General features: G+C 63.3%; 20 protein-coding genes and 4 tRNA genes. 3 read left to right on the forward strand and 21 right to left on the reverse strand.

Going from position 1 to position 24,191, the window contains the following annotated elements; genetic code table 11:
* Position 1 precedes the first annotated feature (1 nt).
* From ACIPG5_RS05910 to acs, 20 genes are all read right to left on the reverse strand, one after another.
* A tRNA-Arg gene (locus tag ACIPG5_RS05910) sits at positions 2-75 on the reverse strand.
* A gap of 72 nt (positions 76-147) precedes the next feature.
* Positions 148-224, reverse strand: a tRNA-Arg gene (locus ACIPG5_RS05915).
* A gap of 73 nt (positions 225-297) precedes the next feature.
* A tRNA-Arg gene (locus ACIPG5_RS05920) sits at positions 298-374 on the reverse strand.
* 107 nt (positions 375-481) lie between these two features.
* Positions 482-572, reverse strand: a tRNA-Ser gene (locus ACIPG5_RS05925).
* 72 nt (positions 573-644) lie between these two features.
* Positions 645-833, reverse strand: a complete 189-nt coding sequence (csrA, locus tag ACIPG5_RS05930) for a carbon storage regulator CsrA (RefSeq protein ID WP_003254503.1) — start codon at positions 831-833, stop codon at positions 645-647.
* Between the two features lie 167 nt (positions 834-1,000).
* A complete protein-coding gene (locus ACIPG5_RS05935) occupies positions 1,001-2,236 on the reverse strand; it encodes an aspartate kinase (protein ID WP_176515771.1) in 1,236 nt (411 codons plus the stop codon).
* Positions 2,237-2,319: 83 nt separating this feature from the next.
* Entirely contained in the window at positions 2,320-4,944 is a 2,625-nt protein-coding gene (gene alaS, locus ACIPG5_RS05940; protein ID WP_314619735.1) for an alanine--tRNA ligase, read from the reverse strand.
* 412 nt (positions 4,945-5,356) lie between these two features.
* Entirely contained in the window at positions 5,357-6,364 is a 1,008-nt protein-coding gene (gene astE / locus ACIPG5_RS05945; RefSeq protein ID WP_176515767.1) for a succinylglutamate desuccinylase, read from the reverse strand.
* 10 nt (positions 6,365-6,374) lie between these two features.
* The gene (locus ACIPG5_RS05950) at positions 6,375-6,665 is read right to left on the reverse strand and encodes a topoisomerase II (protein WP_176515765.1); all 291 of its coding nucleotides are present in this window, start codon (positions 6,663-6,665) and stop codon (positions 6,375-6,377) included.
* A 14-nt stretch (positions 6,666-6,679) separates the two neighbouring features.
* Positions 6,680-8,029, reverse strand: coding sequence for an N-succinylarginine dihydrolase (gene astB, locus ACIPG5_RS05955; protein WP_236236393.1), 1,350 nt, complete (start codon positions 8,027-8,029; stop codon positions 6,680-6,682).
* A 23-nt stretch (positions 8,030-8,052) separates the two neighbouring features.
* The gene (astD, locus tag ACIPG5_RS05960; RefSeq protein WP_401373785.1) at positions 8,053-9,516 is read right to left on the reverse strand and encodes a succinylglutamate-semialdehyde dehydrogenase; all 1,464 of its coding nucleotides are present in this window, start codon (positions 9,514-9,516) and stop codon (positions 8,053-8,055) included.
* Positions 9,517-10,545, reverse strand: coding sequence for an arginine N-succinyltransferase (gene astA, locus ACIPG5_RS05965; RefSeq protein WP_176515759.1), 1,029 nt, complete (start codon positions 10,543-10,545; stop codon positions 9,517-9,519).
* 52 nt (positions 10,546-10,597) lie between these two features.
* On the reverse strand, positions 10,598-11,617 hold the full coding sequence (aruF, locus tag ACIPG5_RS05970; RefSeq protein ID WP_176515758.1) for an arginine/ornithine succinyltransferase subunit alpha: 1,020 nt from the start codon (positions 11,615-11,617) through the stop codon (positions 10,598-10,600).
* A gap of 133 nt (positions 11,618-11,750) precedes the next feature.
* Entirely contained in the window at positions 11,751-12,971 is a 1,221-nt protein-coding gene (locus ACIPG5_RS05975; RefSeq protein ID WP_236236396.1) for an aspartate aminotransferase family protein, read from the reverse strand.
* A gap of 520 nt (positions 12,972-13,491) precedes the next feature.
* Complete coding sequence (gene argR, locus ACIPG5_RS05980; protein WP_176518122.1) at positions 13,492-14,472, reverse strand: transcriptional regulator ArgR; 981 nt, start codon at positions 14,470-14,472, stop codon at positions 13,492-13,494.
* A 100-nt stretch (positions 14,473-14,572) separates the two neighbouring features.
* Positions 14,573-15,337, reverse strand: coding sequence for an ABC transporter ATP-binding protein (locus tag ACIPG5_RS05985; RefSeq protein WP_008096710.1), 765 nt, complete (start codon positions 15,335-15,337; stop codon positions 14,573-14,575).
* Between the two features lie 22 nt (positions 15,338-15,359).
* Positions 15,360-16,058, reverse strand: a complete 699-nt coding sequence (locus tag ACIPG5_RS05990; RefSeq protein WP_176518121.1) for an ABC transporter permease — start codon at positions 16,056-16,058, stop codon at positions 15,360-15,362.
* A complete protein-coding gene (locus tag ACIPG5_RS05995) occupies positions 16,055-16,744 on the reverse strand; it encodes an ABC transporter permease (RefSeq protein WP_176518120.1) in 690 nt (229 codons plus the stop codon). Before ACIPG5_RS05995 ends, ACIPG5_RS05990 begins: the two co-directional genes overlap by 4 nt.
* An 88-nt stretch (positions 16,745-16,832) precedes the next feature.
* Complete coding sequence (locus tag ACIPG5_RS06000; protein WP_401373789.1) at positions 16,833-17,621, reverse strand: ABC transporter substrate-binding protein; 789 nt, start codon at positions 17,619-17,621, stop codon at positions 16,833-16,835.
* Positions 17,622-18,123: 502 nt separating this feature from the next.
* Positions 18,124-20,085: an acetate--CoA ligase gene (gene acs, locus ACIPG5_RS06005; protein WP_401373791.1), complete on the reverse strand. Its 1,962-nt coding sequence runs from the start codon at positions 20,083-20,085 to the stop codon at positions 18,124-18,126.
* A gap of 420 nt (positions 20,086-20,505) precedes the next feature.
* Here acs and ACIPG5_RS06010 point away from each other — a divergent pair, with 420 nt between their 5' ends.
* Positions 20,506-20,760 (forward strand): DUF2790 domain-containing protein, encoded by a 255-nt coding sequence (locus ACIPG5_RS06010; RefSeq protein WP_176511307.1) that lies wholly within the window; start codon positions 20,506-20,508, stop codon positions 20,758-20,760.
* Positions 20,761-20,802: 42 nt separating this feature from the next.
* On the opposite strand, the gene ACIPG5_RS06015 is transcribed toward ACIPG5_RS06010, so the two are convergent.
* Complete coding sequence (locus ACIPG5_RS06015) at positions 20,803-22,362, reverse strand: sigma-54-dependent transcriptional regulator (RefSeq protein WP_176511308.1); 1,560 nt, start codon at positions 22,360-22,362, stop codon at positions 20,803-20,805.
* Positions 22,363-22,616: 254 nt separating this feature from the next.
* On the opposite strand from ACIPG5_RS06015, the gene phhA reads away from it, so the two are divergent.
* Together phhA and ACIPG5_RS06025 are read left to right on the forward strand one after the other, a co-directional pair.
* The gene (gene phhA, locus ACIPG5_RS06020; protein WP_176511309.1) at positions 22,617-23,405 is read left to right on the forward strand and encodes a phenylalanine 4-monooxygenase; all 789 of its coding nucleotides are present in this window, start codon (positions 22,617-22,619) and stop codon (positions 23,403-23,405) included.
* Between the two features lie 36 nt (positions 23,406-23,441).
* Positions 23,442-23,798 (forward strand): 4a-hydroxytetrahydrobiopterin dehydratase, encoded by a 357-nt coding sequence (locus ACIPG5_RS06025; RefSeq protein ID WP_176511310.1) that lies wholly within the window; start codon positions 23,442-23,444, stop codon positions 23,796-23,798.
* Positions 23,799-24,191 lie beyond the last annotated feature (393 nt).

Below are 24,191 nucleotides of genomic sequence, written 5' to 3' on the forward strand. Positions count from 1 at the left end.
GCGGACTCAGCAGGATTCGAACCTGCGACCGCTCGGTTCGTAGCCGAGTACTCTATCCAGCTGAGCTATGAGTCCGTGGTTGGTAGTTTTAGACCAGGTTACCACTGGTGGGTTGAAATGCCTTTGCAAGCAAAGCCACTTCAAAAGTGGCGGACTCAGCAGGATTCGAACCTGCGACCGCTCGGTTCGTAGCCGAGTACTCTATCCAGCTGAGCTATGAGTCCGTGGTTGGTAGTTTTAGACCAGGTTACCACTGGTTGGTTTGAAGCAGCCTTGCAAGCAAAACCACTTCAAAAATGGCGGACTCAGCAGGATTCGAACCTGCGACCGCTCGGTTCGTAGCCGAGTACTCTATCCAGCTGAGCTATGAGTCCGTGTCTTGCCGCGCATAATAGTTCGCTGAAACATTTTTGCAAGAACTTTTTTCGTTTAACTTCAACGACTTAGCGTTCTTACCGATTACAGCGCCCTAAGCGAATAATGGCGGTGAAGGGGGGATTCGAACCCCCGATACCCTTATGAGGTATACTCCCTTAGCAGGGGAGCGCCTTCGGCCACTCGGCCACCTCACCGCAACACGAGGCGAATATTAAACAGGCTCTTCCTCGTTTGCAACCCTTTTTTTGAAAAAAACTTCAAAAAAATTAAAGGCTTGGCTCTTCATCCTTCTCTTTCTTGATCCGCAGGTAGATTTCCTCGCGGTGAACGGCCACTTCCTTGGGCGCGCTGACGCCGATACGCACCTGGTTGCCTTTGACGCCAAGCACCGTCACGGTGATCTCGCCGTCTCCAATGATCAGGCTCTCGGCGCACCGACGAGTCAGAATCAACATAGCTTTCTCCTTACGCAAAACATTCAGGGATAACAGTCTTGGAATGACGGGCCACGGCTGCGGACGACAGCACCAGGCCCGGTTGGCCACCACGCCGGCAGGACAGGGCCTGCGCGGCAGCCAGAAACGCGAAGGGCGCGGCTTAGCCGCGCCCTTCTGGCAAGGCCTTACTCGCCCTGTCGGGCCGGAGCGTCAAGCTCGAACGCGGTGTGCAGCGCACGAACGGCCAGCTCCAGGTACTTCTCTTCGATCACGACCGAAACCTTGATCTCGGAGGTGGAGATCATCTGGATGTTGATGCTCTCCTTGGCCAGGGCTTCGAACATGCGGCTGGCAACACCCGCGTGGGAGCGCATGCCAACGCCGACGATCGACACCTTGGCGATGTTGATGTCGCCACTCACTTCACGGGCACCGATCTCGCGCGCGGTGTTTTCCAGCACGGCGTGGGCCTTCTCGTACTCGTTGCGGTGCACGGTGAAGGTGAAGTCGGTGGTGTTATCGTGCGAAACGTTCTGCACGATCATGTCCACTTCGATGTTCGACGCGCTGATCGGGCCGAGGATCTTGAAAGCAACGCCCGGGGTGTCCGGCACGCCACGAATGGTCAGCTTGGCTTCATCACGGTTGAAGGCGATACCGGAAATGATCGGCTGTTCCATGGATTCCTCTTCATCAATGGTAATGAGGGTACCCGGACCCTCCTTGAAGCTGTGCAGCACGCGCAGCGGAACGTTGTACTTGCCGGCGAACTCCACCGAACGGATCTGCAGCACCTTGGAGCCGAGGCTGGCCATTTCCAGCATCTCTTCAAAGGTGATCTTCTCCAGGCGGCGCGCCTGGGGCACGACACGCGGGTCGGTGGTGTAGACGCCATCGACGTCGGTGTAGATCTGGCACTCGTCAGCCTTGAGCGCGGCCGCCAGGGCCACGCCGGTGGTGTCGGAGCCACCTCGGCCGAGGGTGGTGATGCTGCCGTGCTCGTCGACGCCCTGGAAACCTGCCACCACCACCACGCGCCCGGCCTTGAGGTCGGCGCGAATCTTCTGGTCGTCGATCTGCAGGATGCGCGCCTTGTTGTGCGAGCTGTCGGTGAGAATGCGCACCTGGTTGCCGGTGTAGGACACCGCCGGCACGCCACGCTTGATCAGGGCCATGGCCAGCAGGGCAATGGTGACCTGCTCGCCGGTGGACACGATCACATCCAGCTCGCGCGGAACCGGCTGGTCGGTAATCTGCTTGGCCAGGTCGATCAGGCGGTTGGTTTCGCCGCTCATGGCCGACAGCACGACCACCAGGTCGTCGCCCGCCTCACGGTGTTTCTTGACCTTGTCGGCAACCTGCTCGATCCGCTCGATGGAACCGACAGAGGTGCCGCCAAATTTCTGTACGATCAACGCCATTTCAATGGTGCCTCAGCCCATACAGGGCCCCAAAAAAACCATCCAACATGACGGGGCGGCGACTAGACCGCCGCCCCGTCATCTCAAAGTCCCTGCTCTGCGAACGGCACGGCCAGCGCCAGGGCCTGGTCCAGCGCAGCGACGTCGACGCCACCACCCTGGGCCATGTCCGGACGGCCACCGCCCTTGCCACCCACTGTTGCTGCGGCTTGTTTCATCAGGTCGCCAGCCTTGAGTTGGCTGGAGAGGTCTTTGGTCACGCCGGCCACCAGCACGACCTTGCCCTCATGCTCGCTGCCCAGCAGGATCACTGCGTGGCCGAGCTTGTTCTTCAGCTGATCGACCAGCGCCAGCAGCGCCTTGCCATCCTGCCCGTCGAGGCGGGCGGCAAGCACCTTGGCACCTTTGACCTCAACGGCCGCGTTGGAGAGATCATCCCCGGCGGCGCTGGCGGCCTTGGCCTGCAGCTGTTCCAGCTGCTTCTCCAACTGACGGTTGCGCTCGAGCACCGCCGACAGCTTGTCGATCAGGTTGTCACGGTTGCCCTTGACCAGTTGCGCCGCTTCCTTGACCTGCTCTTCGGCAGCGTTCAGGTAGGCCAGCGCCGCTTCGCCGGTGACCGCTTCGATACGGCGCACGCCCGAGGCCACGCCGCCTTCGCTGATGATCTTGAACAGGCTGATATCGCCGGTGCGCTTGGCGTGGATACCGCCGCACAGCTCGACGGAGAAATCGCCGCCCATGCTCAGCACGCGCACGGTGTCACCGTACTTCTCGCCGAACAGGGCCATGGCGCCCTTGCGCTTGGCGGTTTCGATATCGGTGATTTCGGTTTCCACCGGGGTGTTCTTGCGCACTTCGCGGTTGACGATGTCTTCCAGCGCCTTGATCTGCTCCGGCTTCACCGCTTCGAAGTGGCTGAAGTCAAAACGCAGGCGCTGGCTGTCGACCAGCGAGCCCTTCTGCTGCACGTGGTCGCCCAATACCTGGCGCAGCGCTTCGTGCAGCAGGTGGGTGGCGGAGTGGTTCAGCGAGGTGGCGTGCTGCACCTGGGCATCGACCTTGGCTTCGACCGGCGAGCCGATGACCAGCGCACCGCTGGCCACCACGCCGTGGTGCAGGAAGGCGCCGCCAGTCTTGGTGGTGTCGCGCACGTCGAAGCGCGCAGCGCCGGCCTGCAGGTAGCCGCTGTCGCCGACCTGGCCACCGGATTCGGCGTAGAACGGCGTGCGGTCGAGCACCACGACGCCCTCTTCGCCTTCACCCAGCTGGTCGACCGACTGGCCATCCTTGTACAGGGCGATGATCTTGCCCTGGCCTTCGGTGGCCTCGTAGCCGAGGAAGTCGGTCGCGGTGTCGACCTTGACCAGGCTGTTGTAGTCCATGCCGAAGGCGCTGGCGGAACGTGCACGCTCACGCTGGGCGTCCATCTCGCGCTCGAAGCCGGCCTCGTCGATGGTCAGCTCGCGCTCGCGGGCGATGTCGGCGGTCAGGTCCATGGGGAAGCCATAGGTGTCGTACAGCTTGAACACCACGTCACCAGGTACCACGTTGCCCTTGAGCTGGGCCAGGTCCTGCTCGAGGATGCGCAGGCCCTGCTCGAGGGTCTTGGCGAACTGCTCTTCTTCAGCCTTGAGCACGCGCTCGATGTGCGCCTGCTGGCTCTTGAGCTCAGGGAAGGCCTCGCCCATCTCGGCCGCCAGGGCGGCGACGATCTGGTAGAAGAAGCTGCCCTTGGCGCCCAGCTTGTTGCCGTGGCGGCAGGCGCGACGAATGATGCGGCGCAGCACGTAGCCGCGGCCTTCGTTGGACGGCAGCACGCCGTCGGCAATCAGGAAGCCGCAGGAACGGATGTGGTCGGCGACCACTTTCAGCGAAGCCTGGCCGTCGTTGCTGCAGCCGATGGCCTTGGCAGCAGCGGACAGCAGGTTCTGGAACAGGTCGATTTCATAGTTCGAGTGCACGTGCTGCATGACCGCACTGATGCGCTCCAGGCCCATGCCGGTGTCCACCGACGGCGCTGGCAGCGGGTGCAGCACGCCATCGGCGGTGCGGTTGAACTGCATGAAGACGTTGTTCCAGATCTCGATGTAACGGTCGCCGTCTTCTTCCGGCGAGCCGGGTGGGCCGCCCCAGATGTCGGCGCCGTGGTCGTAGAAGATCTCGGTGCACGGGCCGCACGGGCCGGTGTCGCCCATGGTCCAGAAGTTGTCGGAGGCGTACGGGGCGCCTTTGTTGTCACCGATGCGCACCATGCGCTCGGCCGGCACGCCGACTTCCTTGGTCCAGATGTCGTAGGCTTCGTCGTCGCTGGCGTAGACGGTGACCCAGAGCTTTTCCTTCGGCAGGTTCAGCCACTTGTCGGAGGTCAGGAAGGTCCAGGCGAAGGTGATCGCGTCGCGCTTGAAATAGTCACCGAAGCTGAAGTTGCCCAGCATCTCGAAGAAGGTGTGATGACGCGCGGTGTAGCCGACGTTTTCCAGGTCGTTGTGCTTGCCGCCGGCACGCACGCACTTCTGGCTGCTCACGGCACGGGTGTAGGCACGCTTCTCCGCGCCGAGGAAGCAGTCCTTGAACTGGTTCATGCCGGCATTGGTGAACAGCAGGGTCGGGTCGTTGTTCGGGATCAGCGAACTGGAGGCGACTCGGGTATGTCCCTGCTCTTCGAAGAAGCGAAGGAAGGCTTCACGGATTTCTGCGCTTTTCATAGGTTCTTCCACGGAAACGGCGGCCCTGTTGGGCAAACACGTCGACGAAACGACGGCAAAGGGCCGCATTATATCGGTCCTGCAATCTCGGTGCAGTGTGTTTATGCGATAGAAAGCGTCGATTGGACGGCTTTTCAGCTCAAGCAAACGAAAAAGACATGACCGGATGCTAAATGCAGGCTTTTGCCGCTGGCAAGCCAATTACCGCCCAAGGGAAGGGAAAATGGAACAGGCGGTGAAGTAAAAGGTTTTCATGGGGAGCATGAAGCGACGACCGGCCGGCTGTAGGAGCGGCCTTGTGTCGCGAAAGGGCTGCGCAGCAGCCCCGGTAAAGTTGCAGCAATGCAGAAATCTGGGGCTGCTGCGCAGCCCTTTCGCGACACAAGGCCGCTCCTACAAAGAGGGCGCAACCTCACCCCAGCCGCTGCCCCGAGTCGGGGACGATGAGAATCCCGGCACGCAGCCCATTCCTGACCTTGGGGTTGGGGAAGATGATCCGCGCGCCCTCCTCCTCGACCACCCAGCGCATCTCCGCCAGGTCCTCGGCCAAGAGGTAGCCCTTGCTCAATTCGGAGAAGTTTTCGATATCCGCCGGCAGGTGCAGGTGGAAGCTGTCACTGTGCTTGATGATCTCGCGGGCGACGCTGAACAGCTTCAACCCGTCCAGCGAGCCATCGTTCTCAGGCTCAGTGCCCTCGATGATGCGAATCAGCCGCTCTTCGAGCCGGTCAAGGTTGACCTGCTCGTTCTGCCCGAACGGCCGCGCCTTGCCCAGCTCCAGGGTGAATGCCTCGGCATCGAGCTGCTCGTAGGTGAAGGCACTGAAGGTGATCGACGACTTGCTCTGCAACAGCACCGCCTCCATGCCGGCCGCCGCCAGGCGGGCCAGCTCGCGGCGCGAATGCTTGCGCCCCTCTTTATAAGGGTACAAGGCGAACTGCTCGATCTTCGAGCCGCGGATGGCGGTATGCAGGTCGTAATGCAGGCGGGTGCGCTCGGGCTTGCTGAAGAACACCCGGGCAAATTGTTCGAGCTCCGCGGCACGCAGTGCCTCGAAGCCACTGGAAAGTTCGTGGCGGCCATTGAACAGGCGGTTGATGTCCTGCTCGATGAAGCGCTCGCCCTTGCGGATCGCCACCGGGTTGCCGAACAGGAACAGCACCCGCGCACGGGGCTTGATCTTGCCGTTGGCCACGCCATGCAGCAGCCGCTCGAGCAGCTCGATCGGCGCCGTCTCGTTGCCGTGGATGCCGGCCGAGAGCAGCAGGTCCAGCCCGCAGTCCTCGGTTTCCGGCGGGCGCACCTCCAGTGCGCCCTCGCCCAGCCAGCGCAACCGCACGCCCTTGGGTGTCACTTGGGTCTTCTCGGCCGGCTCGTGATCGGTCAGGGTCAGCTCAAGCAGTTTGCCAAGGGCGAGCATAGGCGCTTCCTTAGTGGTGGTGGCCGCAGTCGGGGCCATGGACGTGATCGTCGCCTTCGCCGGCATCGGCCGGCTCCATCTCCAGCTGCAGGCTGACCAGGTTGGTGGCCATCGGGCGCAGCAGCAGGTTGGCGTACTCGGTGTCGTTTTCATCGACATCCACGCCGATCAGCAGCTGGCCGCGGCCATCTTGCTGAATCCACACTTCCTTGCCTTGCCAGACCACGGCAAAGCGCGTGCAGGAGGTTTCCAGCTGGGTGCCGTCGGAATCTTCGAGGATCAGGCGCATGGCGTCGGTCATTACAGGTTCTCTCTTCAAGGTTGGCGTTGGAACGGATAGACCGAACCCAACTTCAGGATCTGGGTCAATTCATCCAGCGCGGTACGGCATTCCACCAGCAACTGCGGGTCGGCAAGGTCCGCTTCGCCAAGGCGGTCGCGGTAGTGCTTGTCGACCCACTGCAGCAGCGTGTCGTACAACGGGGCGGTCATGATAACGCCTGGATTGACCGCCGCCAGTTCCGTTTCCTTCAACGCCACGCGCAAGCGCAGGCACGCGGGGCCACCGCCGTTCTGCATGCTCTGCTTGAGGTCGAACACCTTGACCTCGCGCACCGCGCCGCCCTGGGCGGTCAACTGGTTCAGGTACGCCCAGACCCGCTCGTTGTTGCGGCACTCTTCCGGCACCACCAGCAGCATCGAACCATCTTCGCGGCTCAACAGCTGGCTGTTGAACAGGTACGAACGCACTGCGTCCTCTACCGTCACGGCCGCGCGTGGCACCTGGATGGCCTGGAAATGGCCACCCTTGCTGGCCAGTTTAGCCTGTAGTTGGCCAAGCACCGCGTCGGTCTCGAGGAAGGCGTCCTCGTGGTAGAACAGCACCTCGCCGTTGCCCACCGCGATCACATCGTTGTGGAACACGCCCTGGTCGATCACCGCCGGGTTCTGTTGAGCGTAGACCACCCCGTCTTCGCTCAGGCCGTGCAGCCGGGCCACGGCCTGGGAGGCCTCAAGCGTCTGGCGCGCGGGGTATTTCTGCGGTGCCGGGTAGCGGCTGTCGAAGGCGCTGCGGCCGTAGACGAAGAACTCGACGCCCGCCTCGCCATAGCGGCGGCAGAAGCGCGTGTGGTTGGCCGCGCCTTCGTCACCGAACTGCGCAACCGCAGGCAGCGCCGGGTGATGGGCAAAGTGCCTGTCGTCGTTGAACATGGCCGCCAGCACGCGGCTGGTGGTCGGGTGCTCGATGCTGCGGTGGTACTTGCAGTTGAGGTTGGCGGCGGTGAAATGCACGCGGCCATCGGCGGTGTCGGCGCTGGGGCTGACAGTGGCGGCATTGGCCACCCACATGCTCGACGCCGAGCAACTGGCGACCAGCAGCGGCATGGCCTCCTTGGCGGCACGCTGGATCACCTCGGCATCGCTGCCGGCAAAGCCCAGGCGGCGCAGCGCCGCCACGTCCGGGCGCTCCTGCGGCGCCAGCACGCCCTGCTGGAAGCCCATGTCGGCCAGCGCCTTCATCTTCGCCAGGCCCTGGCGCGCCGCTTCACGCGGGTTGGACGCCTGCTGGCTGTTGCTCTGCGAAGCCACGTTGCCGTAGGACAGGCCGCCATAGTTGTGGGTAGGCCCCACCAGGCCATCAAAATTCACTTCATAGGATTTCATCGGCTAGGCTCCGAGACCTGTTGTTATAGGGTGACGCCCGGCGTCAGCGACGCCGGCAAGGCAAGGCTGGCGGTCTCCAGCGAAGCCACCGGGTAGGCGCAGTAATCGGCCGCGTAATAGGCACTGGCGCGGTGGTTGCCGCTGGCCCCTACCCCACCGAACGGCGCACTGCTGGCGGCGCCGGTCAGTTGCTTGTTCCAGTTGACGATGCCGGCGCGGCTGCGCAGCCAGAAGTACTGGTAGCGCGCCCGGGAATCGGACAGCAGGCCGGCGGCCAGGCCGTACTGGGTGTTGTTGGCCTCGTCGATTGCGGCATCGAAGTCGGCGTAGCGGATCACCTGCAACAGCGGGCCGAAGAACTCTTCATCCGGGCGCTCGGCCACTGCGGTCACATCGACGATGCCCGGCGTCAGCAGCGCAGCGTTGGCCTGTGGCTGGGTCAGGGGCAGCAAGGCCACTGCGCCCTTGGCGAGCAGTTCAGCCTGGGCCGCCACCAGGGCCTGCGCCGCCTGCAGCGAGATCACCGCCCCCATGAAGGGTGCTGGCTGCTGGTCGAAGGCACCCACGGTAATGCGCTTGCTCACCTCGACCAGGCGCGCGATCAGCGAATCGCCCCAGGCCCCTGCCGGCACCAGCAGGCGACGGGCGCAGGTGCAGCGCTGGCCGGCGGAGATGAAGGCCGACTGGATGATGGTGTACACCGCGGCGTCGAGGTCTTTGACCTGATCGACCAGCAACGGGTTGTTGCCGCCCATTTCCAGGGCCAGGATCTTGTCCGGGCGCCCGGCAAACTGCTGGTGCAAGAGGTTGCCGGTGCGGCTGGAGCCGGTGAAGAACAGCCCATCGATCCCCGGGTTGGCAGCCAGGGCCACGCCAGTTTCGCGGGCGCCCTGGACCAGGTTCAGCACGCCCGCCGGCAGGCCGGCGGCAATCCAGCAATTGACCGTGAGCTCGGCAACCTTGGGCGTCAGCTCGCTGGGCTTGAACACCACGCAGTTACCCGCCAGCAGCGCCGGCACGATATGCCCGTTGGGCAGGTGGCCGGGGAAGTTGTAGGGGCCGAACACCGCCACCACGCCATGCGGCTTGTGCCGCAGCACCGCCGTGGCATCGGCCAGCGGCCCGCTCTTTTCACCGGTGCGCTCGCGATAGCTCTGCACCGAGATCGCCACCTTGTTGACCATGCTGGTGACTTCGGTGGCCGATTCCCACAACGGCTTGCCGGTTTCCTCGCCAATGCAGTGGGCCAGGGCTTCGGCATGCTGCTTGAGCTGCTCGGCGAATTTTTCCAGCACGTCGATGCGCGCTTCCAGGCTCAACTGGGCCCAGGCCGGGAAGGCCTGGCGAGCGGCTTGCACGGCAGCCTCGACCTGGCCGGCAGCGGCGCCCTGGCCTTGCCAGATGACCACCTGGGTCACCGGGTTGAGCGACTGCAGGGCATCGCCCTGGCCGGCCTGCCAGGTGCCGGCAATGTAATGCGTGGTCATTTACTGGGCCTCCCGGCTTGCCGACAGCGGCACGGCGCGCACGTTGTCGCCTGCACCCATGCGCAGGCGCTTGGCGGTCAAGGGGTCGACCACCAGGGTGCCGGCGGCCAGGCGCGCGGGCGCAGCGGTGATGCGGCAGTCATCGCGCTTGCGGTTGTGGATGATGTATGGCGTGGCGTCGTCGCCTGGGGTGCCGACGGCCAGCACCAGGTTCTGGCTTTCGCGCACCGCGCGGATCTTCGAGGTTTCGCACTCGATGGCGGGGCCGGCGTCGAAGATGTCGACGTAGCCCTGGTAGCTGAAGCCTTCCTGCTTGAGCATGGCCAGCGCAGGCTCGGTGTCGGTGTGCACGCGGCCGATCACATTGCGCGCCGCCTCCGACAGGAAGCAGGTGTACAGCGGGAACTTGGGCATCAGCTCGGCGATGAACGACTTGTTGCCCACGCCGGTGAGGTAGTCGGCCTGGCTGAACTCCATCTTGAAAAAATGCCGGCCCAGGCTTTCCCAGAACGGCGAGCGCCCCTGCTCATCGGACATGCCGCGCATTTCGGCGATGATCTTGTTGCCGAACAGCTCGGGGAACTCGGCGATGAACAGCATGCGTGCGCGCGACAGCAAGCGGCCATTGAGCCCGGAACGGTAGTCACTGCGCAGGAACAACGAGCACAGCTCGGAATTGCCGGTCAGGTCGTTGGCCAGGAACAGGGTCGGGATTTCGCGGTAGATGTTCAGCTCCTGCGAGGCGCTGACGGTCAGGCCGACCCGGTAGTTGTACCAGGGCTCGCGCAGGCCGACGGCACCGGCGATGGCGCTGATGCCCACCACCATGCCTTCATCGTTTTCCAGCACGAACAGGTAGTCGGTGTCGCCACGCTCCGCTTCGCCACGGAAGCTCTTCTCGGCCCAGCCGACGCGGTGGCCGAGGCGCTCTTCGTTGGCCGGCAAGGTGGTCAGGCCGGTGGTACCGGTGCTGCGAGCCAATTCGATCAGCGCGGGTAAATCGCTGCTGCGTACAGGACGAACGATCATGCTATCTCCTTGTGCGGCAGCGAGCGCCACCGCAAAACTCTGTTCCCAGGCTTCAGACCGCGACCAGGCGCACGCTGGCGCCCTCGCCCACACCCAGCGCTTCGGCCGCTTCGGCGCTCAGGCCGACCGGTTTGCCCGGCACCCAGTCCAGCTCCAGCAGCACGGCGCGGTAGTCCTGCAGCTGGCCGTTGCACACCAGGTACTGGCGCCCGCCCTTGGCCGGCGCCTCTTCCAGCTTCACCGGCACCACGCGGCTCTGGGCGATCGAGCGGATGCCCGAAGCCCGTGCGTGCAGGGTCGGCCCGCCGTCGAAGATGTCGATGTAGTGCTCGGTCTCGAAGCCTTCGCGCATGAGGATGTCGAAGGTGATCTGCGCACGCGGGTGCACCTGGCCCATGGCCTCTTGCGCAGCGTCGGGCAGCAGTGGCACGTAGATCGGGTAGTGCGGCATCAGCTCGGCGAGGAAGGTGCGGCTCTTCAGGCCGCACAGGCGCTCGGCGTGGGCGTAGTTGAGGTCGAAGAAGTTGCGCCCGATGGCGTCCCAGAACGGCGACTCGCCCTGCTCGTCGCTGTAGCCAACGATTTCGGTAACCACCGACTCGGCGAAGCGCTCCGGGTGCGAGGCCATGAACAGCAGGCGGCCGCGCGAGTTGAGTTCGGCCCAGCCGCTGTCGACCAGCTCGGGCAGCACGTAGAAACTGGTCAGCAGGCTGTTGCCGGTGAGGTCGTGGCACAGCGACAGGACGTGGATCTTGTTGTGGATCTTCAGCTCGCGCGAGGCGTGCACGAAGGTCTCGTTACGAAAGCTGTAGAACGGCTCGGAATAGCCGGCCGAGGCGACGATGGCCGAGCAACCGGCAAGCTTGCCGGTGGCGCTGTCCTCGAGCACGAAGAAGTAGCTCTCCTCGCCGTTGAAGCTGACTTCGGCGGCGAACGAGGTTTCCGAGGCGGCGATCTTGTCGCCCAGGCGGGCAGCATCGTCCGGCAGCGAGGTGACACCAACGGGGCTGTCCGCAGCCATGCGCTGCACTTCGTTCAGATCAGCCATTTGCGCGGGGCGCATCACCAGCATGGTGTCACTCCTTTGGAAAAACGGGCCGTGCACGACGGCGCGAGAAAACGGCGGGTGCCTGCATGCACGCACCCGCTGTGAAAATCAGGGTTCGCCGGCGCGGGTGGGCGCCGGCGAGCGGATCGCAGGCGAATCAGCCCTTGATCAGGTTGGCCACGGCACGCTCGAAGCGCTCCAGACCTTCATCGATGTCGGCGTCCTCGACCACCAGGCTCGGCGCGAAGCGCACCACGTCGGGGCCGGCCTGCAGCACCATCACGCCTTCCTTCTCGGCGGCGTTGAGGATGTCCTTGGCCTTGCCCTTCCAGGCATCGCTCAGCACGCAGCCGATCAGCAGGCCGACGCCGCGCACCTGGGTGAACAGGCCAGTCTGTTGGCCGATCTTCTCCAGGCGGGCCTTGAAGCGTTCGTGCTTGGCCTTGATGCCAGCCAGGGTCTCTGGGGTGTTGATCACGTCCAGCACCGCGCAGGCCACGGCGCAGCCCAGCGGGTTGCCGCCATAGGTGGTGCCGTGGGTGCCGACCGCCAGGTGCTTGGCGATGTCGCTGGTGGTGAGCATGGCGCCGATCGGGAAACCACCGCCCAGGCTCTTGGCGCTGGTGAGGATGTCCGGGGTCACGCCATAGTGCTGGTAGGCATACAGCGAGCCGGTGCGGCCGACGCCGGTCTGCACTTCATCGAAGATCAGCAGCGCGTTGTGCTCGTCGCACAGCTTGCGGGCGCCTTCCAGGTAGGCCTTGTCGGCCGGCACCACGCCGCTCTCGCCCTGGATCGGCTCGATCACCACGGCGCAGGTCTTGTCGGAAATCTGTGCCTTCAGCGCTTCCAGGTCGTTGTAGGGCACATGGCTGATGCCGGTGATCTTCGGGCCGAAGCCGTCGGAGTACTTCGGCTGGCCGCCGACGCTGACGGTGAACAGCGTGCGCCCGTGAAAGCTGTTCACGGTGGCGATGATTTCGTGCTTGTCCGGGCCGAAGCGGTCGTGGGCCACGCGACGGGCCAGCTTGAAGGCGGCCTCGTTGGATTCGGCGCCGGAGTTGCAGAAGAAGGCACGCTCGGCAAAGGTGGCGTCGACCAGCTTGTGCGCCAGGCGCAGGGCCGGCTCGTTGGTGAAGACGTTGGAGACGTGCCAGAGGGTGTTGGCCTGATCGGTCAGGGCCTTGACCAGCGCCGGGTGGCAATGGCCCAGGGCGTTCACCGCGATGCCGCCGGCAAAGTCGATGAGCTCACGGCCCGACTGGTCCCACACGCGGGAACCCTCGCCTCGCACAGGAATGAAGGCCGCCGGAGAATAGTTGGGAACCATGACCTGGTCGAAATCGGCACGTTGCACCGGGGCTTGCTCAACGGACATCTGAGTCTCCTGAAGAGGAACGCTGGCCTGGAAGTGGCGAGCGATGGGGGGATTGTAAGGACTGATCCGCGCCTGTCCTTGCGGCCAAGCGACAACTTGTTACAGCGCAAAACCCTGTTTTAGCCAGGCTTTCGGCAATGCGACAAACACTGTCGCAATCGCGCAGTGTAACGGCAGCGGGGGGCTGGGTGAACGGGTGTTCACATTCAATTGGAGGGGGCTGCGGGGTGTAGGGCGTTGATTTTGTGGCGCCGCATAAATCGAGCGCCGCCCGCGCGGCGCATCGCGGATAAATCCGCTCCCACATTTGTTGCAACGTGCCGCGGTCTGTCAGGCCATGGTTGCCCGCCTTTGGCTCCCGCCGAGACACTGCGTCGTACTCACGAGGCTGACAACCATGGCCTATCAGGCATAGGTACGTTGCAACAAATGTGGGAGCGGATTTATCCGCGATGCGCCGCGCGGGCGGCGCTCGATCTCATGGTCGCCATAAAACTCAAGGCATGCACCCCAAGGCACATCAGCCCTTTTCGGCAGGCGCCGAGCTCAACTCGAACGGGCTGCTGCTACGGCGCTGATTGCGGTCTTCGCGCGGCGTCGCACCAAAGAAGTTGCGGTAGGCACTGGAGAAATGCGGCCCCGAGGAGAACCCGCAGGACAAGCCGATCTGGATGATCGACTTGCTGGTCTGCATCAGCATCTGCCGCGCCTTGTTCAGGCGCAGCTCCAGGTAATACTGGCTGGGCACGCGATTGAGGTACTGCTTGAAGATGCGCTCCAACTGCCGGCGCGACACGCACACGTGCTGGGCGATTTCGTCGGTGGTCAGCGGCTCTTCGATATTGGCCTCCATCAGCAGCACCGCCTGGGTCAGCTTCGGGTGGCTGGAGCCCAGGCGATTCTGCAGCGGAATACGCTGGCGCTCGCCCCCTTCGCGGATGCGCTCGACCACCAGCTCTTCGGACACCGCCCCCGCCAGCTCCGCGCCATGGTCACGCGCCAGCACCGCCAGCAATAGGTCGGTCACCGCCATGCCGCCGCAGGCCGTGAGGCGATCACGATCCCAGTCAAACAGGTGGCTGGTGGCAATGACCTTGGGGAAGCGCTCGGCAAAATCGTCCTGCCAGCGCCAGTGCACCGCCGCGCGGTAGCCATCGAGCAGGCCGAGCATGGCCAGCGGGTACACACCAGCGGACAACCCGCCAATCATGCAACCACTGCGCGCCACCTGCTTGAGCGCCGCCGACAGGGCCGAGCCGATCGCCTGGGGCAAGTCGTCCGCCAGCAAGAACAGCTTGTGACAGCCTTCCAGGCGGCCGTTCCAGGGCTCGCCCGGCAGGCGCCAGGCGCCCTCCTCGGCAGGCTCGGCCTGGAGGAAGGCCAGCTCGTAGACCACGTCCGGATGCACCCGCTGGGCCACCTGCAACACCTCCTCCGCCAGCGCCAGGGTCAGAGGCTTGGTGCTGGGCCAGATGAGAAAACCGATTCGCTGGGTGGTCATAGGGTAAGGTCCGAAACCTGAGGTCGTTCGCGTCTGCGGCGCCGTGGGCAGGCTGTGCTCGCTGCGCAGCATGCCCTATTCTGGTGCAAAGATGCAGCCTTTACTTGAGGCTGCCCGAGAGAAACTGCTTGAGCCGCTCGGATTGCGGGTTGGCCAGCACTTCGCGCGGGCAGCCGGTTTCTTCGACCAGGCCCTTGTGCAGGAACACCAGCTGGTTGGACACCTCGCGGGCAAAGCCCATCTCGTGGGTCACCACCACCATGGTGCGGCCTTCCTGGGCCAGCGCCTGCATCACCTTGAGCACATCGCCCACCAGCTCCGGGTCGAGCGCCGAGGTCGGCTCGTCGAACAGCATCACCTCAGGCTCCATGGCCAGGGCCCGGGCGATTGCCACGCGCTGCTGCTCACCGCCGGACATGTGCCCGGGGAAGGCGTCCTTGCGGTGCGCCACGCCCACCTTGGCCAGGTAGTGCTCGGCCTTTTCCAGGGCTTCCTTCTTGCTCACGCCGAGCACGTGCACCGGCGCTTCGATGATGTTCTCCAGCGCCGTCATGTGCGACCACAGGTTGAAATGCTGGAACACCATCGACAGGCGCGAACGCATGCGCTGCAGCTGGCGCGGGTCGGCCGCCTTGAGCGCGCCGTCCTTGCCGGCGACCATCTTCAGCTCTTCGTTGTTGAGCAGGATCTTGCCCGCGTGCGGCTGCTCGAGCAGGTTGATGCAGCGCAGGAAGGTCGACTTGCCCGAACCGCTGGAGCCGATGATGCTGATCACATCGCCTGCCTTGGCCGCCAGGGACACGCCCTTGAGCACTTCATGGCTGCCGTAGCGCTTGTGCAGGTCTTGGACTTCGAGTTTGTACATGCTGTCGGTTCTCACAGAGCGTTCAGTGCTTGCGCGGCGCCAGGTAGCCGAGCCAACGGCGTTCGGCCAGCTTGAACAGGCGCACCAGGATGAAGGTCAGGCACAGGTAGAACACGCCCGCCGTGATGTAGGCCTCGAAAGGCAGGTAGTACTGGGCATTGACCGTGCGCGCGGCACCGGTGATGTCGATCAGGGTCACGATCGACGCCAGGCTGGTGGTCTGCAGCATCATGATCACTTCGTTGCTGTACTGCGGCAGCGCCCGACGCAAGGCCGAAGGCAGCAGGATGCGGCGGTACATCTTCATGCGCGACATGCCCATGGCCTTGGCCGCCTCGATCTCGCCATGGGGCGTGGCCTTGAGGCTGCCGGCGATGATTTCGGCGGTGTAGGCGCTGGTGTTGACGGCAAACGCCAGGCAGGCGCAGAAGGTCGCGCTGGACAGCCACGGCCAGAAGATGCTCTCGCGCACCGCCTCGAACTGGGCCAGGCCGTAGTAGATCAGGAACAGCTGCACCAGCATCGGCGTGCCGCGGATCACGTAGGTGTAGAGCCAGGCGCTCATGTTCACCAGCGGCTGCTTGGACACCCGCATCAGCCCCAGCGGCACCGCCGCCAGCAAGCCGAACAGCAGCGACAGCGCCAGCAGCTTGAGGGTGGTCAACAGGCCGCCCAGGTACAGCGGCATGGCTTCCCAGATGACGTTGTAGTCGAAAATCATAGCTCAGCCACCTTGACGCCCACCGAGTAGCGCTTCTCGAGATACTTCAGGGCCAGCAGCGAGACGCTGGTGATCACCAGGTACAACGCCGCCACCGCCAGGAAGAAGGTGAAGGGTTCGCGGGTGGCGTCTGCCGCCTGCTTGGCCTTGAACATCATGTCCTGCAGGCCGACCACCGAAATCAGCGCGGTGGCCTTGGTCAGCACCAGCCAGTTGTTGGTGAAGCCCGGGATCGCCAGGCGGATCATCTGCGGCACCAGGATGCGGAAGAACACCTGGCGATTGCTCATGCCATAGGCCACGCCGGCTTCGGCCTGGCCCTTGGGAATACCGAGGAAGGCGCCGCGGAAGGTTTCCGACAGGTAGGCGCCAAAGATGAAGCCCAACGTACCGATACCCGCCACCAGCGGGTTCAGGTCGATGTAATCGTCATAGCCGACCAGCGGCGCCACACGGTTGATGATGTCCTGCCCGCCGTAGAAGATCAGCAGGATCAGCACCAGGTCCGGAATACCACGGATCACCGTGGCGTACATATCGCCCAACCAGGCCAGCCAGCGCACCGGCGACAAGCGCAGCGCCACGCCAATCAGGCCGAGCACGATGGCCAGGGCCATCGACGACAGGGCGAGCTGCAGCGTCAGCCACGCCCCGTCGAGGATGACTGCCCCGTAGCCTTTCAACATGATGAGGTCCTCGACCTAGAGAATGAAAAATGGTGCAAACCTCAGAGCCTCTGCTGTTTGCACCATTGCACAGGTGAAACTCGACGACTTAGTTCGAGTCTGGACCGTAGATGTCGAAATTGAAGTACTTGGCTTCGATCTGCTTGTACTTGCCGTTGGCACGAATCGCGTCGATCGCCTGGTTGATGCGCTCGCGGTTGGCGTCGTCGCCCTTGCGCACGGCGATGCCGATGCCGTCACCGAAGTACTTCGCATCCGTGAACGCTGGGCCGACGAATGCGAAGCCCTTGCCGGCGTCGGTTTTCAGGAAGCCATCTTCGAGCAGGGTGGCATCGGCCACGGTGCCATCGAGGCGGCCGGCGGCGACGTCGAGGTAGATTTCGTTCTGGGTGCCGTATGGCACGACGGTAGCGCCCTTGGGAGCCAGCACTTCCTTGGCGAAGCGGTCGTGGATCGAGCCGCGCTGCACGCCGATCTTCTTGCCGCTGAGCTCGCTCAGGCTGTCGCTGACGGTGGTGCCTTGCTTCATGACCAGGCGCGCCGGGGTCAGGTAGTAGCGCTTGGTGAAGTCGACCGACTTCTTGCGATCGTCGGTGATCGACATGGACGACAGGATGGCGTCGATCTTGCGCACTTTCAGCGCCGGGATCAGGCCGTCGAACTCCTGCTCGACCCAGGTGCACTTGGCTTTCATCTCTTCACACAGGGCGTTGCCGATGTCGTAGTCGAAACCGGCGATGCTGCCGTCTGGCTGCTTGAAGGCGAAGGGTGGGTAGGCGGCTTCGATACCGATCTTCAACGGTTTTACATCATCGGCCTGCGACACCAGGGAAAACACGGAAAGCGCCAGGGCGCCAAGCAGTGCGAGCTTCTTCATCAGGTAACTCCATCGGTACGGGGCAATACAAGGCAGGGGAAACAACTGCCCGTTATGCGAATGGGTACAACGCGAGCCGCGCAGGGTTCGACCAAGGTCGCAGACCACGAGCGAGTGAGTGGCATTTTAACGACAGCCCGGTAGTCGATATTTCTTCAAAGCGACAACTACTTACAGAAGCGCCTGAAACCGCAGCGGGCGATGTTGACAGCCTTTGCAGAATATGCAAGACCGCAAGAAATAGAACCCATAGGACTAGCAATTACTGGGCCTATTATTGGCAAAGCCTTGTGTTACGGCAAGTGCAGCGTGCCGCGTTGCAAAAAATGGCTATGGCAGCGCACCGAATCGGGTCGTAAATGTTCCCGGGCGCCTCGTTTTTGTGCGAAAGCGGTGACAGAAGAGTTACCGATGAATGTCGGGTAACACTTAAGCAAAAACCCCGCCGGTTGCCCGAGCGGGGTTTTTGCTTAAGCCGGGCCGCTTTGCGGCCCCAAGTACCTCAGGCAGTCGCCAGGCTCATCGCCTTGTGGGTGTCGATCAAATGCTGCACCACCCCCGGGTCAGCCAGGGTCGAGATATCCCCCAGCGCATCGTATTCCCCCGTGGCGATCTTGCGCAGGATGCGCCGCATGATCTTGCCCGAGCGGGTCTTGGGCAGCCCCGGCGCCCACTGGATCACGTCCGGCGAGGCGATCGGGCCGATTTCCTTGCGCACCCAGTTCTTCAGCTCCAGGCGCAACTGCTCGTTCGACTCCTCGCCGGCATTGAGGGTCACGTACACATAGATGCCCTGGCCCTTGATGTCGTGCGGCACGCCCACCACCGCCGCCTCGGCGACCTTGGGGTGGGCGACCATGGCGCTCTCGATCTCGGCGGTGCCCATGCGGTGCCCGGAGACGTTGAGCACGTCATCCACCCGGCCGGTGATCCAGTAGTAGCCATCTTCGTCGCGGCGCGCGCCGTCACCGGTGAAGTACATGCCGCGGAAGGTCTTGAAGTAGGTGTCGACGAAGCGGTCGTGGTCGCCGTACAGCGAACGCGACTGGCCCGGCCAGGAGTCGAGGATCACCAGGTTGCCCTCGGCGGCGCCCTCGATCAGGTTGCCCAGGTTGTCCACCAGCGCCGGCACCACGCCGAAGAACGGGCGGGTCGCTGAGCCTGGCTTGAGCGCGGTGGCACCTGGCAGCGGGCTGATCAGCACGCCGCCGGTCTCGGTCTGCCACCAGGTGTCGACGATCGGGCAACGCTCCTTGCCGACGGTCTTGTAGTACCAGTTCCACGCCTCGGGGTTGATCGGCTCGCCCACCGAGCCCAGCAGGCGCAGGCTGGAGCCGTCGGCACCGGCCACGGCGGCCTCGCCCTCGGCCATCATCGCGCGGATGGCGGTGGGCGCGGTGTAGAGGATGTTGACCTTGTGCTTGTCGACGATCTTCGACACGCGGGTGATGTCCGGGTAGTTCGGCACGCCTTCGAACAACAGCGTGGTCGCGCCGTTGGCCAGCGGGCCGTAGACGATGTAGCTGTGGCCGGTGACCCAGCCGACGTCGGCGGTGCACCAGTAGACTTCGCCCGGGCGGTAGTCGAACACCCGCTCGTGGGTCAGCGCGGCGTACACCAGGTAGCCGCCGGTGGTGTGCAGCACGCCCTTGGGCTTGCCGGTGGAGCCGGAGGTATAAAGGATGAACAGCGGCTCCTCGGCGCCCATCTCTTTTGGCGCGCAGTGGCTGGAGGCGACCTTCATCAGGTCTTCGTACCAGATGTCGCGGTGCTGGTGCCAGGCGATGTCGCCACCGGTGCGCTTGCACACGATGATCTTCTGCACGCTGCTGGTTTCAGGGTTGGTCAGCGCCAGGTCGACGTTGGCCTTGAGTGGCGTGCGGCGGCCGCCGCGCAGGCCTTCGTCGGCGGTGATGACGACCTTGGAACGGCAGTCGATGATGCGCCCGGCCAGGGCTTCGGGCGAGAAGCCGCCGAACACCACCGAGTGGATCGCGCCGATGCGTGCACAGGCCAGCATCGCCACCACGGCTTCCGGGATCATTGGCATATAAATGGTGACGACATCGCCGCGGTGCACGTCCTGGCCGCGCAGGGCGTTGGCGAACTTGCAGACCTGCTCGTGCAGTTCGCGGTAGGTGATGTTGCGGTGTTCGGAAGGGTCGTCGCCTTCCCAGATGATGGCCAGTTGGTCGCCGCGTTCTTCGAGGTGGCGGTCCAGGCAGTTGGAGGACACGTTGAGCGTGCCGTCGGCGAACCACTTGATGTCGACATGGTGGTCGTCGAAGGAGGTCTGCTTGACCTTGCTGAACGGCTTGATCCAGTCCAGACGCTGGGCCTGCTCACGCCAGAAGCCGTCCGGGTTGATCACCGATTGCTGGTACATGGCCTTGTAGGTGGCCTCGTCGGTCAGGGTAGTGGCCGCAACCTCGGGACGAACGGGATACAGTGGAGCCGCACTCATCTGTGTTACCTCGGTGTAATAGTTGTTTTTGTATGGAATCGTTTGTAACTGTACCAGAGCGGCAAAAGCCATTCGACGATGGTAGTAGCGAGGGCGGGAAATTTTTCCGGGCTTCGAGGCGAGGGCTCTAGCCCGCGGCCGGCGGCCCGGCGAGGGGAAAATGAAGGCAAGCTTGCCAAGGGATTGTTACAGATTCTGTCAAAAGGCGAAAAAACTTTATCAAAACACTATCTGTTTCCCTTAGTTACCGAGGCATAAGATTCACCTCGCCAGCAACGGCAAGGCGATTAACTACTGGTAACAGCCCCCACGAAGGCAAACGTTAATCCCTCTCTAATCCCGATAGTTGAAAACTTGGCAGTACTCGCGGCGCCACAAGCGCCGCGTGCCCCCTCACGACCTTAGACAGGTAAATAGAAAATGAAAGCTTTACTGGCATTGGTACTTGGCGGTCTTTGCAGCGCGGCGATCGCCGGCGAGGCAAACGATGTCGAGCAGATTCCGGTTGAACAGTACAGTTACTCGCAGCACCTGGACATCGCTCGGGTCATCTCCATGAGCGAAGTGCCAAACGTCTGCGAAGTCGTGCCCGCCCGCATGACCTATGAAGACTCCAATGGGCAGAAGCACATTCTTGAATACCGCGTGATGGGCAACGGCTGCTCCAACGGCTGAGTTCTGTTGATCAAGGGGCCTGCGGGCCCCTTCGCTGTTAGTTCATTCGCCCGACTTGCCCAGGGAATAATCCCGCAACTTATTGGCAATGGTCGTGTGTGAAACACCCAATCTTTTTCCCAATGCCCGGCTACTTGGGTATTCCCCCATCAAACTTTCCAACACCGCCTTCTCGAAACGCCCGACAATTTGCGAAAGATCCCCATCCAGGGAAAACTCGCCCAACGGTTGGCGCACGCCATAATCCGGCAAGCGGATATGTTCGCTCTTCACCACCCCGCCCTCGCATAGCGATACGGCCTGGAACAATACGTTTTCCAGTTGCCGCACATTGCCTGGCCAATGGTAATGCGCCAGCTTGTCCATCGCCGCCGGCGCCAGGCGCGGCATGGCGCAGCCGATCTGGCGGCTGGCCTGGTCGAGAAAGTGCTGCACCAACCCCTCGAGCCCGTCCATGCACTCGCGCAGCGGCGGGATATGCAGCGACAGCACATTGAGCCGGTGATACAGGTCCTGGCGAAACTCGCCGCGGGCGCACAGCTCCGAGAGGTCGACCTGGGTGGCGCAGATCACCCGCACATCGAGGTACACCTCTTCATCGCTGCCTACACGGCGAAAGCACCCATCCTGCAGAAAACGCAGCAGCTTCACCTGCAGGCGCGGGCTCATTTCCCCTACCCCATCAAGGAACAAGGTACCGCCCGCCGTCAGCTCAAGCAGCCCCAGCTTGCCCTCGGCGCGCGCGCCCTCGAATGCCCCGGGGCCATAACCGAACAGTTCGGTCTCGGCCATCGACTCCGGCAGGCCGGCGCAGTTGAGCGCCATCAGCGGGGCCTGCCCGCGCGGGCTGGCCAGGTGGCAGGCGCGGGCCAGCAACTCCTTGCCGGTACCGGTTTCGCCCTCGATCAGCAGGGGTGCATCCAGTGGCGCCATGCGCCGCGCCTCGCGCACCACCGCCGCCATGACCCGCGAACTCTGGAAGATGCTGTCGAAGCCGCGCAGCTCCTGCTTGCGCACGTTGTAGATGCGCTCACCGATGCGGTCGGCGCGGTGCAGGGTGAGCACCGCGCCGGCCAGGGCCTCGCTGTCGTCGTGCTCGGACTGCAGCGGCGCGATATCGGCCAGGAACACATCGCCCTTGACCTTGATGCGCAGGCCGTTGATCCGCGACTTGTTGGCCCGCACCAGCTCCGGCAGGTCGAAATCCTCCACGTAGCGCGCCAAGGGCATGCCCGGCACTTCATCCACCCGCACGCCCAGCAACTGCGCCGCCGTGCGGTTGGCGGCGACGATGCTGCCGCCCATGTCCACCGACAGCACCGGGAAATCCAACGCCCCCAGCAACGCATTGAGCTCCATGTGCCGCCGCTCGCTGGGCATCAGCCCGACACGCTTGACCCCGAACACCCCGGCGATGGACTCGAACTTCGGCCGCAGCGCCTGGAACTGCAGGTTGATGAGGTTCGGGCAGTGCAGGTAGATGGCATTGCCGTGGTCACCCCCCACCTCGCCGCGCAGCACGTTGATGCCGTACTCCACCAACAGGTTGAGGATGTCGCGAAGGATGCCGATGCGGTTCTGGCAGTGCACTTTGATACGCATGAACGCTCTCGAAACGGCGAAGTTTTTCAACCCCGCACGAAAAATCCGTAAAGATAAGCTGACAAAAACGCTGCCTTCACCAGCTTCATGTGCCGAATTTTCCGACATACCGGCACTTTTGTAAAATTATCGTTACGAACCAGGGCGCAGCGGCCAGCCGGCAACCCCGCCCACCCCGTGCAATTGATCGGATTGCGGGATATTCCTGATGCATGTCGTGGACATAACAAGAATGCCCTCACCAGGAGAGCCACATGAAACAGACGCAATACGTGGCACGCGAGCCCGATGCGCACGGTTTTATCGACTACCCGCAGCAAGAGCATGCGGTGTGGAACACGCTGATCACCCGCCAGCTCAAAGTCATCGAGGGCCGCGCCTGCCAGGAGTACCTGGACGGCATCGACCAGCTCAAGCTGCCCCATGACCGCATCCCGCAACTGGGCGAGGTCAACAAGGTGCTGGGCGCCACCACCGGCTGGCAGGTTGCCCGGGTTCCGGCACTGATCCCCTTCCAGACCTTCTTCGAATTGCTGGCCAGCAAACGCTTCCCGGTCGCCACCTTCATCCGCACCCCGGAAGAACTGGACTACCTGCAGGAACCGGACATCTTCCACGAGATCTTCGGCCACTGCCCGCTGCTGACCAACCCCTGGTTCGCCGAATTCACCCACACCTACGGCAAGCTCGGCCTGGCTGCGACCAAGGAGCAGCGCGTGTACCTGGCGCGGCTGTACTGGATGACCATCGAGTTCGGCCTGATGGAAACCCCGCAAGGTCGCAAGATCTACGGCGGCGGCATCCTCTCCTCGCCCAAGGAGACCGTCTACAGTCTGTCTGGCGAACCGGAGCACCAGGCCTTCGACCCAATCGAAGCCATGCGCACGCCCTATCGCATCGACATCCTGCAGCCGCTGTACTTCGTGCTGCCGAACCTCAAGCGCCTGTTCGACCTGGCCCACGAAGACATCATGGGCATGGTCCAGCAAGCCATGCAGCTGGGGCTGCACGCGCCGAAGTTTCCACCCAAGCAGGCTGCCTGAGCCCACTTCATAACAACTCGAACCGGATAAGTACCCATGAATGCCTTGAACCAAGCCCATTGCGAAGCCTGCCGCGCCGATGCACCGAAAGTCACCGACGACGAGCTGGCCGAACTGATCCGCGAGATCCCGGACTGGAACATCGAAGTACGCGACGGCCACATGGAGCTGGAGCGCGTGTTCAAGTTCAAGAACTTCAAGCATGCCCTGGACTTCACCAATGCCGTGGGCGAAATCGCTGAAGCCGAAGGCCACCACCCGGGCCTGCTGACCGAGTGGGGCAAGGTCACCGTGACCTGGTGGAGCCACTCGATCAAGGGCCTGCACCGCAACGATTTCATCATGTGCGCGCGCACCGACAAGGTTGCCGAGAAGGCCGAAGGCCGCAAGTAACCCGCAGCAAAGTCGCAAGAGGGGCCGTACATCGGCCCCTTTTCATTGGGGAAATGGCCGGTATCCGCCCGCAAAACCGACAAGCGACCGGGAAAAAATACAAACTGTCATCCAGACTTGTGTATCCTGCCCCAGCTTTTTGAAGCTCGAACCGCGCCTGGCGCAGACTTTTCACTCACACTTGCGAGGAACGACGAGATGCATGAAATCCCGAATCTTCCCTTCCCAAGCCTGAACCCCGAAGAGCCAACCGTTGCCGCTCACTCCGAACCGACGCCCGCCGTCGAGGATGGCGACGATCAATCCAGCGCTGACCAGGAATAACCGCGCAATCCCGTCGGCTGTGTGAAAACGGCTGACCCGCGGGCAACCGCCGTCATCACGTTTTCACAC

Source organism: Pseudomonas sp. NPDC087029, from assembly GCF_044745345.1.
GTDB lineage: Bacteria > Pseudomonadota > Gammaproteobacteria > Pseudomonadales > Pseudomonadaceae > Aquipseudomonas > Aquipseudomonas faucium.